A 14028-nucleotide genomic window follows, 5' to 3' on the forward strand; every position below is an offset into this window, starting at 1 on the left:
TTCTAATTTCCTTCATAAGTATAAATATCATTATTAATAATAATTATAGTGCATTGCTTACTCATACATTCCAATAATGATAATGATTATCAGTACGCAGTGCAGTTAAAGATAATACTTACTCATCAAAAACAGTGACACAAAAGGAACATTTCACTACAAAAAGGCAAATAGACCACATCTATGATGTAAAGAAAGGTAATGAAGCGTTATAGCGCAATAGAAGCATCACAAAGTCCTTTGATTTCTTCACATATAAAAATTGTGGTTATATTGAAGCCAATATATCATAAGGACAAATAACGACCCCAAAAAGGACATAAATTGAGTCATGTTTAAATAGGCATGAAAATGAATAAAAATACACATAGAATAGCCACATCAAACAAAATACTGTTCGTTATATTTTTATAATTAAAATTAAATATAAGATTAATATAATTTTGATATTAATTTAATTCATGTACGTATGTACAAATAGAATCTTCCACAAAGAAATAGCTTACTGTTATTTCTTCTACACCGTTTAATATTTTCTGTAGTTCTACAGAAAATTTAAATTCCATGAAATTATTTTCTAAATCAAATTTATTAATACTAACTACATTAAAGTCTAAGATTTTTTCTATCTGAGGATAGATAGCTTTATAGATACTTTCTTTGGCAGAAAATAAGAGAGAGATAAGGTAGTTGAAAGGTAAAGCACATTTGGACAGTAACGATAACTCGTTGGGTTGAGCAATCATGGTCGAGATTTGCTGTGCGGTCTCCATCGTCATGATGTCTTCACAATCAATCCCTAACCATTTCGCGTGTTGGCTGACAATCGCGACTGCCCAATCCTGAGAGTGCGCTATCGAGCCGACCACAGATGATGGCCACAAAGGTTGACCATGCCTCCCCTTGCCTATTAAAAAGCTTCGCTCTGTGTTAAACAGCGTTTGCAAAGCGCGATTAGAACAGTAGCGACCTGCGAGATGCTCAATTTGGCGTTGCTTTACTGAGTTGAACACCAAATGAGGTTCTACATACGGACACTCCTCCAGCATGTGCGGCTCAAAGTGCTCAACACAATAACGAACCATTGTTCCGTTGACACAGGTGTTAGGCAATAACAGACTGAATTCTTGGCTAAACAGCGTGCTTGTATCCAGCTGAGACTCGAGCAAAATGATAAAATGCCCCACTTATTGCTTATGAAATTGGGAGCACATTAGCACTATTTTTTAATTTTTCATGCTAACTCTGTCTCATTTGTGCAACAGATCAAAAATATTGAACAAGAAACCGCTTATATAGACAAACGCCACTTTATGATATGAGATTTCATGCGTATTTAGTGTAGTAATTAGCTAATCGTTAGCCAAAATAATAAGAGAGGATGCAGGAAGGTGCCACCGAACACTATGCACTGAGTATCGGTGGCAAAAAGAGATTTAAACGGCTACGTTATCGTACACTGGCGTTCCCGTTAGCTGGGTCACCTCATCGATATATTGACGCACAATGCTAGGAAACTCGATACCTTTTACTACTGTTAGATTACGTAGGAATGGATAAAGGTTAATGTCATCATAGCTGAGTTGTTGGTTACGAACCGAAGGTAACTCTAACCAAGTCAGTTGAGTTAGTGCACTGTTTACCTTAGTCAAAAACTCAGGAGTGCGAGTGAGCGCTTCTTCAAAGCTCATTGAAATTAATGCAGTTTTGTTCTTAGTAAACCAAGCTGTGGCTTCTGAAGATTGAAACTCCGGCAACTCAATTTCTAGCCAACGCGGATAAAGTAATGGCGAAATTAACGGCATACTGTCACTCAACCATTGCTTAATTTGCTGGTCATGCTTTGCTGCCGCGATCGCAGGCACTTGAGAATTAGCAGCATCTAAATAAGCAACAATATCAAGGCTTTCTGCCATGTAACTGCCATCATCTTTTTGCAGAATGGGCACCATGTTTGCCCCTACTTTTTCAATACGAGCATCAACATCGTGGTTTTGTAAAAATACCCACTCTACATCCAGTTTTTTATAACCCGCTGCCATCATTGCTTTAACACAAAATGGGCAGTGGTGGAAAAGAAACAGTTTCATTGATAAATCCTTATAGGTTGAGCATAAACGCAGTCTACTCAGTTGCTCCAAAAACAACAAGCGATTATACCCAAGTCCCCCTTATCAATTTTGTTTCTGCTTTGCCACTAAAGACGACATCACATCATCTTTGTGATGCAGGTAATCATCTAATCCCGCCTTACGCAGCTTACATGAAGGACACTCACCACAACCGTCGCCCACAATACCGTTGTAACATGTCAGAGTGTGAGAGCGAACTAAATCCAAAGCTTGGTTTTGGTCTGCAAGGGCCCACGTTTCTGCCTTATTTAACCACATCAAAGGAGTACGGATTTCCAATTCACGGTCCATACCTTGTACTAAAGCACTGTTCATTGCTTTAACAAAATCGTTGCGACAATCAGGGTAACCAGAAAAATCGGTTTCACACACACCAGTTATCACGGTTTGTGCACCAATTTGATAGGCGTAAATACCCGCCAGAGTCAGGAACAGAATGTTGCGCCCAGGAACGAATGAGTTCGGTAAACCATTTTCTTGCAGCTCGCCAGACACTGGAATGTCATCACGAGTCAGTGAGCTTATCGCTAACTCATTAAGCAACCCCACATCCATGACTTTGTGCGCGGTAACACCTAACTGTTTTGCCAGTGCTTGTGCCACTTCAATTTCCAACTTATGGCGTTGACCATAATCGAAAGTGATCGCATGCACTTCATCGAACTCTTTTAGTGCTTGTACTAAACAAGTTGTGGAATCTTGACCACCACTAAACACAACAACGGCTTTTTTCATCACTATGAATCCTTACGCAATACTGAGGTATTTATGAGTTTGAATCGACAAGCGCCAGTTACGAGCAATACAAGTATCAATACATAACTGAGTTGCTCGCGGCTTTTGACTGATCGGCTGCAGCGCAACAACGGTTTCTGCCGACACACGAGCACGCAGTAACAGTTCATCAAGATTCTCAATATCAGAATCGGTCGCCACCGGATGCTTAATTTCATTCGCGCGTTGCAATGCACTGTCCAGCACGGGCAATTTACCTTTCATTGCGACTTTTGGTGACACTGTAACCCATGTATTTGGTGAAGTAATCACTTCACTAGTACCACTAGTTTCAATTTGACAACGGCAACCATGGGCTTCAAAGGCTTCAGTCAGCGGGCGGAGATCATAAATACACGGCTCACCACCAGTAATAACGATATGTTTTGCCGTATACCCTTGCGCTCGATATCGTTCAACAACCTCTTGTGCGGTTGCCGAGCACCATGTCGGACTATCGGCAGTTTTGGTTAAGATACTATCAAAAGAACGTTCATTTTGAGGGGTAGCATCCCAAGTCTGTTTGGTGTCACACCAAGCACAACCTACCGGGCATTCTTGAAGACGAACAAACACTGCGGGAACGCCGGTAAAAACGCCCTCGCCTTGAATCGTCTCAAACATTTCGTTTACTTTATACAAGGTGATTTCTGCCTAACTTATCAATTACAAAAAATGCAGGGAGCAGACCTTAATAGAAGCGTGTGAAGAGGTCAAATTAAACCTGCATTTAAGGCTCATTTTATCCTCTTTCTTACCTCGTTCCTATTATATCCCCAAGAAACCTCAAGATGCTGTTTCAGCGAGTATCTATTTGCGATAAGGCAAGGCACTGATCGGGGTAGACATAACGAGTAACACTAAACACACTGCGTTGTTGGAATTGCGTAGCAGTTACATGTAATATGGAAACGTTTTCTTAATGTCATATGTTTGGTTGTTTTCAATTGGTCACAACCCTCTGATACCCTTTCAATTTCGTTCAGTTTAGTTATTAGGTTTACTATGTATAAAATTATCGCTCTGGATATGGATGGCACCCTGCTTAACAGCCAAAAGCAAATTACACCAAGAACTAAAGAGGCTATCACTAAAGCTCGTCAACAAGGTATTCGCGTGGTATTGGCAACTGGCCGCCCACTTGAAGGGATCGTTAACCAACTTAAAGAGCTAAATATCCAATCCAATGACGACTACGTGCTATTTTACAACGGTTCGATCGTACAAAACGTGGGAACTGGTGAGGTGATTCATCAAGATATCATCACAGGTAAAGACGCCAAAGACATCTATCACATTGCACAAAAACTTGGCGTAAATACCCACGCATTCAGTCAACCATTAGGTCTGATCACACCAAAAAACAGTCGCTACACTGAAGTGGAAGCCACTATAAATGGCATCGGCATTACCGAAATGGACTTCGACACGCTGGAAGATGAACACCCAATCATCAAATCGATGATCATTGATGAGCCAGAAAAACTGTCAGCCGCGATTGCACAATTACCTGCAGAGTTTCATGAACGTTTTACCATAGTGCAAAGCTCACCCTACTTCTTGGAATTCTTAAATCCAAACAGCAATAAAGGTGTTGGCCTTAAAGCGATTGCCGACCACCTAAATATTCCAGCAAGCGAAGTGATCAGTATGGGAGATGCAGGAAACGATCTACACATGCTTCATTACGCCGGTTTAGGCGTTGCGATGGGTAACGCAATGGAAGAAACCAAAGCCGCAGCCGATGTCATCACTCTATCTAACGATGAAGATGGCGTAGCGGTTGCGATTGAAAAATACGCATTGGTTTAATCGCAATATTTGAACCACGTCATTCTTCACGGCTAACTAAAAAGAGGGGCTAAGTATTAGCCCCTCTCTATTTCTGTGTTTCTGTTCTGCGTCCCTATCACTGGCTATGCCCGATTTACGCTAATCGCTCACTCGCTAAGCCGATAACTCGTTGACCCGACTGCAACAGAGCATACGCTTGTGTACCTTGAGGAATGAAAATAACAATTCGCTCTTCTTGTTGCTTAAGTTCCTCTAGGCGCTGACTTAACTCCGTTTCATCACTGAATAATTCGCGCTCTGCATCACGGCGACACAGATCAATAAAATCAAACGGACACTGCTTCGGATAAAGGACACGTTCTGCCTGCTGCATAGTACGCAGCGCTTTAAGAGAGAGACGTTCAACATCTTGAGCAAACTCTACCCACACCACTTCAAGCTCACGTGGCTTATCTTGTTTGAGCAGCTCACTATACGCTTGTTCTAAAACATCGCGGCTGGTTGCCTGCTTCACTGCAGTCAAGGCAAAGAAACGTTCCCAAAATTGACGACGTAAATCCACACTCGGTAACGCTTCTTTTATAGAGTTACGTTTAGATGAACCAAACTCAGCTAGCAGCCCCAGGTTACCGGGTAATACTCCTTCAATCGTCTCGCGTAGATTGCGGACTAAGACAGGGGAAGCACCACCGCTGGAAATCGCAATTTGAATCCGCCCACGGTCAATCATAGAAGGAGTGATAAAATCACAATAGGGTTGGTCATCAACCACATTGACCAATAAACCACGCTGTTTTGCTTCTTTGTGGACTTGGTGGTTTAGCTCTGGATTGTCGGTCGTGGCCCAAACTTGAATAAAAGGTTGGTCTAACACTGCTGATGAATAAAAATTCTTCACCCAGACACATTTGCCATCCTTGACCAAAGACTCAAGGTAAGGTGCAACTTGTGGCGACACGACGGTGACATAGGCTCCAGCCCTTATCAGAGCGTCTATTTTGCGGCATGCAACCTCCCCTCCGCCAACGACTAAGACTGGTTTGTTGTTCAAATCCATAAACAGAGGAAAATATCGCATTTAAATTAACTCACTTCGATCATTCGCTAGAAAACCATTTCGACCTATAAAGGTGCACCAAAATTAGAGAAATAGAAAAATGAAATAATTTATCACTGTATTTTTACTAATATACAGTGATTCATTCCACATCATCACTTTTACAGTGAACTGTACACTAAGAAAAAAGTGAGCAAGAAATATCCATTCTGTTGCACCAAAATCGAGCATAATTGCACTATTTACAATAGCATAACATTTCGCCATTCTAACCACAGTGGCGGTAAGAAAGAATAAACGAAAATCTTTTTAAATTATATGTTTGAGAAAAACTAAAACCTTACCTACGCTTATAAATAGTTGATTTATCAATAGTCGTTTCTTGGTAAAAGCAACGTAAATAACGAATAAAACGCAATATTTTCTGAACCTTGCATCAGGGAAACCTGATCAATCATGGATCATACAGGAAGGATACAAATGGCAAATAAACTAACACTTCTTGCGTCAGCAATAGCGGCTTCTACTGCCCTCGTTGCAACTTCGGCGTCAGCAGCAGACAGTACTTTAGATAAAGTGTTGGCAAAAGGAGAACTGACTTGTGGTGTGAGTACTGGTCTTCCAGGCTTCTCTAACCCAAACGCCAAAGGTCAATGGGAAGGTATCGACGTTGAATATTGTCAAGCAGTGGCAGCAGCCGTACTGGGAGACAAAACCAAAGTTAAATACGTACCACTTACCGCTAAAGAACGTTTTACCGCGCTACAATCTGGTGAAATCGACATTCTTTCTCGTAACACCACATGGACTCTACAACGCGATACCGCACTGGGTCTAAACTTCGCTGGTGTTACTTACTATGATGGTCAAGGCTTCATGGTTAAGAAAACTCTTGGCGTGAAAAGCGCTAAAGAGCTAGATGGTGCATCAATCTGTGTTCAATCAGGCACCACAACCGAACTTAACCTTGCTGACTACTTCCGCAAAAATGGCATGAGCTACAAATCTGTAGTATTCGATACTTCTGCGCAAACAGTGAAAGGTTTTGAATCTGGTCGTTGTGATGCACTAACTACTGACCAATCGGGTCTATACGCTCTTCGTCTAAATCTTGCCGACCCATCAAGCGCTATGGTTCTACCTGAAATCATTTCGAAAGAACCGCTAGGTCCTGTTGTTCGTCAAGATGACGACAAATGGTTTAACGTAGCGAAGTGGGTTCTATTCTCCATGATTAACTCTGAAGAATATGGCATCACTTCTAAAAATGCTGATCAAATGCTGAAATCTGACGATCCAAACATCAAACGTATTCTTGGTGTTGATGGTCCTAAAGGTTCTGGCCTAGGCATTCGCGACGATTGGGGCTACCAAATCGTCAAGCAAGTGGGTAACTATGGTGAGATGTTCGAACGCACTGTTGGTAAAGGTTCTCCACTACAAATTGCTCGTGGCGTAAACGCATTGTGGAATGCGGGCGGCTTCATGTACGCTCCACCAGTCCGTTAATAGAGCCTATACCTAACCATTAATGAGTTGTGGCTAACGAATTAGCCACAACTTTATTTCAACGAAGGTATAACAGGAATGATTTTTCGTTCCTATATCGAAAATGGATATGAGGTTATCGTTGTATGAAACCTACTAATAGTGCGATGAGCAAGCCTTCGGCAAGCTCAGGGAAGAGCACAAATCTATTCTATAATCCAACCTTTCGATCAGTAGTTTTTCAGTGTCTAACTGTCGCTGCTCTGGTCTATTTTTTCTACAGCATCATCAGCAATGTAATGACCAACCTAGACGCACGTGGTATTGCAACCGGTTTCGGTTTCTTAGACCAACCTGCGGGTTTTGGTATTGGTTTAAGTTTGATTGATTACAATGAAACTTATTCCTACGGTAGAACATTCATTGTTGGTTTGCTTAACACAGCCCTTGTATCTGTGCTTGGTATTATCTTTGCCACAGCGTTAGGTTTTGTTATGGGGGTTGCTCGTCTGTCAAACAACTGGCTAGTGAGTCGCTTAGCCGCTGTCTACATCGAAATTTTCCGTAACATCCCGTTGTTACTGCAAATTTTATTTTGGTACTTCGCCGTTCTTCAAGCGCTGCCTTCTGCACGTCAAAGCTTGCACATTGGTGAAAGCGTATTTTTAAACGTACGCGGATTGTACATCCCAGCCCCTGTTTTCGGCCCCGGTAGTGGTTTTATCTTTGCCGCATTTATCATTGGCGTAGTCGCAACCTTTGCGATTGGTCGTTGGGCAAAGAACAAGCAGAAACTGACGGGTCATCAAACACCAATGCTGCCAGTCGGTTTAGGCTTAGTTATCGTGTTCCCTCTCGTGGTTTACTTTCTTGCTGGTTCACCTATTTCGGCTGAATATCCACATTTGAAAGGGTTTAATTTCCGCGGAGGCTTAGCCATCATCCCGGAATTGGTTGCTCTGTGGTTTGCACTCTCTATCTATACAGCAGCTTTTATCGCAGAGATAGTTCGTTCAGGCATTAACGCCGTGAGTTATGGTCAATCAGAAGCCGCCATGTCTTTGGGTTTACCAAAAACGAAAACATTGAAGCTGGTGATTATCCCGCAAGCCATGCGCATCATCATTCCGCCATTGACCAGCCAATACTTGAATTTGACCAAAAACTCATCCCTTGCAACCGCTATTGGTTATCCGGATTTAGTCTCAGTATTTGCTGGCACAACAATGAACCAAACCGGTCAAGCCATAGAGATTATTTCTATGACCATGGGGGTTTATCTCGCATTGAGTATTATCACCTCAATTTTGATGAACTTGTATAACCGCAAAGTAGCCTTGGTGGAGAGATAATATGAAAGCGCAGAAAGTACATCAATTTCAGCCAAGTCTGCCGCCACCAGTAAACACGACCGGTGTTGTCGGTTGGCTTAGAAAGAACCTATTCAATGGCATCATCAACAGCATTGTGACCATTATACTTGCACTGCTTGCCATTCGCGGTATTTGGGCTGTACTCGACTGGGCCGTAATAAAAGCGGATTGGGTTGGAGCTACCCGTGATGCTTGTACCCGCGACGGCGCTTGTTGGGTGTTTATCCGCGTACGTTGGGAACAGTTCATGTATGGTTTCTATCCAGCAGACGAACTGTGGCGTCCACGTGTATTCTTCGCTTCATTGGCGGTACTGATTGCCGCGATGGCTTATGAGAAAACGCCAGGCCGTAAATGGATTTTTGGATTTTTTATTCTGATCTACCCATTCCTTATCGCAGGTCTCCTATTCGGTGGCTACGCAGGTTTACCTGTAGTAGAAACCCACAAGTGGGGCGGCTTGATGGTAACGCTAGTGATTGCACTGGTCGGCATTGTGGTATCACTTCCTATTGGTGTCGTGTTGGCACTGGGCCGTCGCTCAACCATGCCTTTAATCCGCACCCTAAGTACGGTTTACATTGAAGTTTGGCGAGGTGTACCCCTGATTACAGTGCTGTTTATGGCATCGGTCATGATCCCACTGTTTCTAAGTCAAGGTCACGACATCGACAAACTATTACGAGCCTTGATTGGGGTTGCCCTGTTTAGTGCAGCTTATATGGCGGAAGTGGTCCGTGGTGGCTTGCAAGCCATTCCTAAAGGCCAATACGAAGCAGCAGACGCCTTAGGCTTAAGCTTCTGGAAGAAAATGGGGCTGATTATTTTGCCACAGGCATTAAAGATCACCATTCCTTCCATCGTAAACACCTTTATCGGTCTTTTTAAAGACACCAGCTTGGTGATGATCATCGGTATGTTTGACGTACTGGGTGTGGGTCAATCAGCGACTACCGACCCTGCTTGGTTGGGCTTTGCAAACGAAAGTTATGTTTTTGTCGCGTTAGTGTTCTGGGTGTTCTGTTTTGGTATGTCGAGATATTCAATCTGGCTCGAAAACCGACTCAATACCGGCCACAAACGATAAGCAAGATTCAAGGAACGTATTATGACGCAACAAGATACTGATTTAATGATCCAGTTGAAGGACATGAACAAGTGGTACGGTGAGTTTCACGTACTGAAAAACATCAATCTGAACGTAAAAAAGGGCGAAAAAATCGTTATTTGTGGCCCTTCAGGTTCAGGTAAATCGACCATGATTCGTTGCATTAACCGTTTGGAAGAACACCAAAAAGGGCAAATTATTGTCGCGGGTAATGAGTTAACGGAAGATCTAAAAAACATCGAATTGGTGCGCCGTGAAGTAGGAATGTGTTTCCAACACTTTAACCTCTTCCCTCACCTCACCGTTTTGGAAAACTGTACGCTAGCACCAATTTGGGTGAAAAAAATGCCAAAAGAGGAAGCGGAAGCGATTGCGATGAAATATCTCGAACGCGTTAAGATTCCTGATCAAGCGGATAAGTTCCCTGGGCAGTTATCAGGCGGCCAACAACAACGTGTTGCGATTGCTCGCTCACTCTGCATGAGCCCACAAGTCATGTTGTTCGATGAACCAACATCGGCTTTGGACCCAGAAATGGTGCGTGAAGTACTCGACGTTATGGTTGAGCTTGCGGAAGAAGGTATGACCATGCTGTGCGTAACGCACGAGATGGGCTTTGCCAAAGAAGTGGCCGACCGGGTTATCTTTATGGACGCGGGTGAGATCATTGAAGAAAACAATCCAAAAGATTTCTTCGAAAATCCACAATCGGATCGCACGCAAAACTTCCTAGCACAAATATTGCATCACTGATTTCAGTATGCTCCAACCAAAGAAAAGAGGCTCTATGCCTCTTTTCTTTTGCTTATTATATAGTTAACCGTATACTGCCCCTATGGTTTAAAGATGTTTTATCCAATACAGCGTACAAACCATGACATATAGTGTTACAACTTGGTCATACGTTTGTTACCTGAATTTTATTATGATTAAACCGATAAATTTGTTGCCGAAATGGGCTAACCACTTTAATAGTGACGACTGGACATTTATCCTACAATCAACTTGAAAAAGTGTTAAATGACCCCAATTTAATTCGGAAACAGGTGCACTTGCACGGTAGCAGTGCCACACTAAGGCCAGCAATAACAAATAGTTGAACTTTTTGTTGTGGCATGGTCTAAAAAATAAATGGTAACCCTTTAACGAGGAAGAATATGAATAGTCCTATGTACTCACGCTCAAGCACACAAGAAAGTGCTTTGCAAACGAACAAGGTGCTGAGAAATACTTATGCACTACTGTCAATGACTCTACTTTGGTCAGCGATCGTGGCAGGCGTCTCCATGGCGATGAACCTTCCTCGACCTGGCATCATCATCACACTAGTTGCTTTTTATGGTTTGCTTTTCTTAACAGAAAAGAACCGCAACAATGGCATGGGCTTAGTGTTCACGTTCTTGTTTACGGGCTTCCTTGGTTATACCTTAGGCCCAATTCTGAACTATTACGTGGGCGCAGGCATGGGTGATGTAGTCATTACTGCCATTGGCGGTACTGCACTTGCCTTCCTAGGCGCATCAGCGTATGCCCTTACCACCAAACGTGATTTATCGTTCATCGGTGGCTTATTGATGGCAGGTTTTGTTGTACTTCTAGTCGGTACGGTAATTAACCTGTTCTTCTTTATGCCAGCGCTTTACCTAGCAATGAGCGGCTTATTTATACTGTTCTCTACAGGCGCAATCATGCTAACAACACAGCAAATCGTTCGTGGTGGTGAAACTAACTACATCTCAGCGACAGTTACTTTGTTCGTATCGATTTACAACTTGTTCATCAGCTTGCTAAGCATTCTTGGCATCATGAACGACGACTAAACGATAAGAGACAGCAAAAACAGCCCAGGAATTTCCTGGGCTTTTTTATTTTCTGCTTGAGGCAATTACTGCTCTTGGGTACCCTATCGCCCATTACGATTGGGGACACTAAAAATGATTCAATACCAAGGCAAATCAATCGACACGGATCAAGAAGGCTATCTGTTAGATTCTTCTTTATGGGAAGAAGAGATGATTGCAGTGCTTGCAGAAGCAGAAGGCATCAACCTAACCGACGCTCATAGAGAAGTGATCCTGTTTGTTCGTCACTTCTATGAAGAGTTTAATACTTCACCAGCGATTCGTATGCTCGTGAAAGCAATGGAAAAAGAGTACGGCAAAGAGAAAGGCAACAGTATTTATCTGTTTAAGCTATTTCCTAAAGGCCCAGCGAAACAGGCAACAAAATTAGCAGGCTTACCCAAACCAGCGAAGTGTTTATAAACCTTGTAGGGCGCTCTGCCCTACAATATTTCAAAACCGGTATATTCAACGTCACAAGAAACCGCTTCACGTATCACATTATCCACCACAGCGGTTCTTGGCCCTTTAATTAGAAATGTATGTAGTGCATCGAGCTGTTCAGGGCTACCATGCGCCACCACCTCCACACTGCCATCAAACAGATTTTTCGCATAGCCAGTTAAACCTAGCTTCAAACACTCATGGGCGGTGAAATAGCGAAATCCAACAGCCTGCACCACACCTGAAACGGTAAATCTTTCACATGTCATGATGTTCCCTCATAGCCATTTCGTTTCAATCCATTACTAAATTTGTTCATAGATTCTACCTGTGAGCTAACAGAAGAAACCCAATCCAGATCCCAACTTATTAGACGTTGTTTCTTCTTTCTCATATTCATTCGGGTTCGCTTACATTGGTTAATATTCCAGTTTTTTTTAAATTGTTAGCATATTCATCTACCCACAAAGGGTTACATACGTTCAGTGTTGTTTTTTTTAACTCATGCATTAATACAGCTTTTTTATGCGGGTTCATTTGCTTTTCCCTAGCAGTTACATGACAATATCGCCCTTTATTAAATAGCGATATTGAGTAGCGTAATGACTCCTGCAATCTATCTGGCTAAAGGCCGTGACAAATCTGTTCTGCGCCGTCACCCTTGGATCTTCTCTCGTGGCATTCAAAAGGTGGAAGGTGAACCTCAATTAGGTGAAACAGTCGATGTTTACTCTCATGAAGGACATTGGTTAGCGAAAGCCGCGTATTCTCCTAATTCTCAGATTCGTGCCCGTATTTGGAGCTTTACCAAACAACCTATCGACAAAGCGTTCTTTATTGAACGTATCGAGCAAGCGCAAAGCTTACGTGATGAACTTATTGCACGCGATGGCCTAACCGGCTACCGTTTGATTGCGGCAGAATCAGATGGTCTGCCAGGCATCACTATCGATAAATATCAAGATTTCTTAGTGTGTCAGTTGCTTAGCGCTGGTGCTGAATACTGCAAAGAGACGCTTATTGAAGCATTAGTGCACTGTTTCCCTACTTGCTCAATCTACGAACGCTCCGACGTTGCGGTACGTAAGAAAGAAGGTTTGCAAGAGCGTGTTGGTCTGCTGCACGGTGAATTGCCACCAAAATCCGTCGTGATTGAAGAGAATGGCGTGAAAATCAGCGTTGATATCGTCGGAGGTCACAAAACGGGTTTCTACTTAGACCAACGTGATAGCCGTTTCCATTCTATGAAATACGTGCAAGACAAAGAAGTATTGAACTGCTTCTCTTACACTGGCGGTTTCGGTCTTTATGCCCTGAAAGGCGGCGCAAAACGCGTGATTAATGCCGACGTATCTCAACCTGCATTGGATACCGCGAAATTTAACGCCGAACTTAACGAATTTGATATTTCGAAAAAACGCGCTGTATTCCTCAATGCGGATGTGTTCAAACTGCTACGCGAATACCGCGACCAAGGTACGCAATTTGATGTGGTTGTTATGGACCCACCAAAATTTGCCGAATCAAAAGCACAATTGAACGGTGCTTGTCGTGGCTATAAAGACATCAACATGCTCGCAATGCAAATCATCAAACCAGGTGGCACATTACTGACCTACTCATGTTCTGGTTTGATGGATCAAGTGTTGTTCCAAAAAATCATCGCAGATGCTGCAGTAGATGCGGGTCGTACTGTTAAGTTTGTTGAACGCTTTGAACAAGCTGGCGACCATCCTATCGATACGGCTTACCCAGAAGGTTTCTACCTAAAAGGCTTTGCTTGCAAGGTATTATAATTGCAATCACCGTTATCAAGTAATAAAAAGACCAAGCAACTTGCTTGGTCTTTTTATCATTACGCTCCTAACATCGTGATCACTACTTCTAACCACCATTCCTAGTGACCATTCTTAGTGACACGAATCTCCTTCGGTAGCTTCTGTGATGGTGTGATTGACATCCATAACAAGTCCCTATCGCGCACCCTCTAATTGCACATTTAACTCTTTCATTACAT

The 14028-nt window shown here is 42.7% G+C and carries 14 protein-coding genes; 8 read left to right on the forward strand and 6 right to left on the reverse strand.

From position 1 onward, the window contains the following. Positions 1 to 449 precede the first annotated feature (449 nt). From JCM16456_RS08000 to queE, 4 genes are all read right to left on the reverse strand, one after another. Entirely contained in the window at positions 450 to 1187 is a 738-nt protein-coding gene (locus tag JCM16456_RS08000) for a 4'-phosphopantetheinyl transferase family protein (protein WP_068713717.1), read from the reverse strand. A gap of 249 nt (positions 1188 to 1436) precedes the next feature. After that, positions 1437 to 2090 carry a glutaredoxin 2 gene (gene grxB / locus JCM16456_RS08005; protein WP_068713718.1) on the reverse strand — a complete coding sequence of 218 codons (654 nt, stop codon included), beginning with the start codon at positions 2088 to 2090 and terminating at the stop codon, positions 1437 to 1439. 84 nt (positions 2091 to 2174) lie between these two features. Further along, entirely contained in the window at positions 2175 to 2867 is a 693-nt protein-coding gene (queC, locus tag JCM16456_RS08010; RefSeq protein ID WP_068713719.1) for a 7-cyano-7-deazaguanine synthase QueC, read from the reverse strand. 12 nt (positions 2868 to 2879) lie between these two features. After that, on the reverse strand, positions 2880 to 3530 hold the full coding sequence (queE, locus tag JCM16456_RS08015; RefSeq protein ID WP_068713720.1) for a 7-carboxy-7-deazaguanine synthase QueE: 651 nt from the start codon (positions 3528 to 3530) through the stop codon (positions 2880 to 2882). Between the two features lie 381 nt (positions 3531 to 3911). On the opposite strand from queE, the gene yidA reads away from it, so the two are divergent. Beyond that, positions 3912 to 4718: a sugar-phosphatase gene (gene yidA / locus JCM16456_RS08020; protein ID WP_068713721.1), complete on the forward strand. Its 807-nt coding sequence runs from the start codon at positions 3912 to 3914 to the stop codon at positions 4716 to 4718. 115 nt (positions 4719 to 4833) lie between these two features. Here the strand turns inward: yidA and JCM16456_RS08025 are convergent, their stop codons facing one another. After that, positions 4834 to 5778 (reverse strand): precorrin-2 dehydrogenase/sirohydrochlorin ferrochelatase family protein, encoded by a 945-nt coding sequence (locus JCM16456_RS08025; RefSeq protein ID WP_068713722.1) that lies wholly within the window; start codon positions 5776 to 5778, stop codon positions 4834 to 4836. Between the two features lie 459 nt (positions 5779 to 6237). On the opposite strand from JCM16456_RS08025, the gene JCM16456_RS08035 reads away from it, so the two are divergent. The 6 genes from JCM16456_RS08035 to JCM16456_RS08060 all read left to right on the forward strand — a co-directional run bounded on the left by JCM16456_RS08035 (position 6238) and on the right by JCM16456_RS08060 (position 11990). After that, a complete protein-coding gene (locus JCM16456_RS08035) occupies positions 6238 to 7266 on the forward strand; it encodes an amino acid ABC transporter substrate-binding protein (RefSeq protein WP_068713724.1) in 1029 nt (342 codons plus the stop codon). A gap of 125 nt (positions 7267 to 7391) precedes the next feature. Next, positions 7392 to 8597: an amino acid ABC transporter permease gene (locus tag JCM16456_RS08040; RefSeq protein WP_068713725.1), complete on the forward strand. Its 1206-nt coding sequence runs from the start codon at positions 7392 to 7394 to the stop codon at positions 8595 to 8597. 1 nt (position 8598) lies between these two features. Then, entirely contained in the window at positions 8599 to 9705 is a 1107-nt protein-coding gene (locus tag JCM16456_RS08045; protein WP_068713726.1) for an amino acid ABC transporter permease, read from the forward strand. Positions 9706 to 9726: 21 nt separating this feature from the next. Beyond that, on the forward strand, positions 9727 to 10479 hold the full coding sequence (locus JCM16456_RS08050) for an amino acid ABC transporter ATP-binding protein (RefSeq protein WP_068713727.1): 753 nt from the start codon (positions 9727 to 9729) through the stop codon (positions 10477 to 10479). A gap of 404 nt (positions 10480 to 10883) precedes the next feature. Then, positions 10884 to 11546 carry a Bax inhibitor-1/YccA family protein gene (locus JCM16456_RS08055; protein WP_068713728.1) on the forward strand — a complete coding sequence of 221 codons (663 nt, stop codon included), beginning with the start codon at positions 10884 to 10886 and terminating at the stop codon, positions 11544 to 11546. Between the two features lie 114 nt (positions 11547 to 11660). Beyond that, positions 11661 to 11990: a TusE/DsrC/DsvC family sulfur relay protein gene (locus tag JCM16456_RS08060; RefSeq protein WP_068713729.1), complete on the forward strand. Its 330-nt coding sequence runs from the start codon at positions 11661 to 11663 to the stop codon at positions 11988 to 11990. A 20-nt stretch (positions 11991 to 12010) separates the two neighbouring features. Here JCM16456_RS08060 and yccX read toward each other — a convergent pair whose 3' ends face one another. Continuing rightward, positions 12011 to 12280, reverse strand: coding sequence for an acylphosphatase (yccX, locus tag JCM16456_RS08065; protein ID WP_068713730.1), 270 nt, complete (start codon positions 12278 to 12280; stop codon positions 12011 to 12013). A gap of 333 nt (positions 12281 to 12613) precedes the next feature. Between yccX and JCM16456_RS08070 the strand changes: the two genes are divergently transcribed. After that, the gene (locus JCM16456_RS08070) at positions 12614 to 13807 is read left to right on the forward strand and encodes a class I SAM-dependent methyltransferase (protein WP_068713731.1); all 1194 of its coding nucleotides are present in this window, start codon (positions 12614 to 12616) and stop codon (positions 13805 to 13807) included. The last annotated feature ends 221 nt before the right edge of the window (positions 13808 to 14028 follow it).

The organism is Vibrio tritonius, assembly GCF_001547935.1.
GTDB classification, from domain to species: domain Bacteria; phylum Pseudomonadota; class Gammaproteobacteria; order Enterobacterales; family Vibrionaceae; genus Vibrio; species Vibrio tritonius.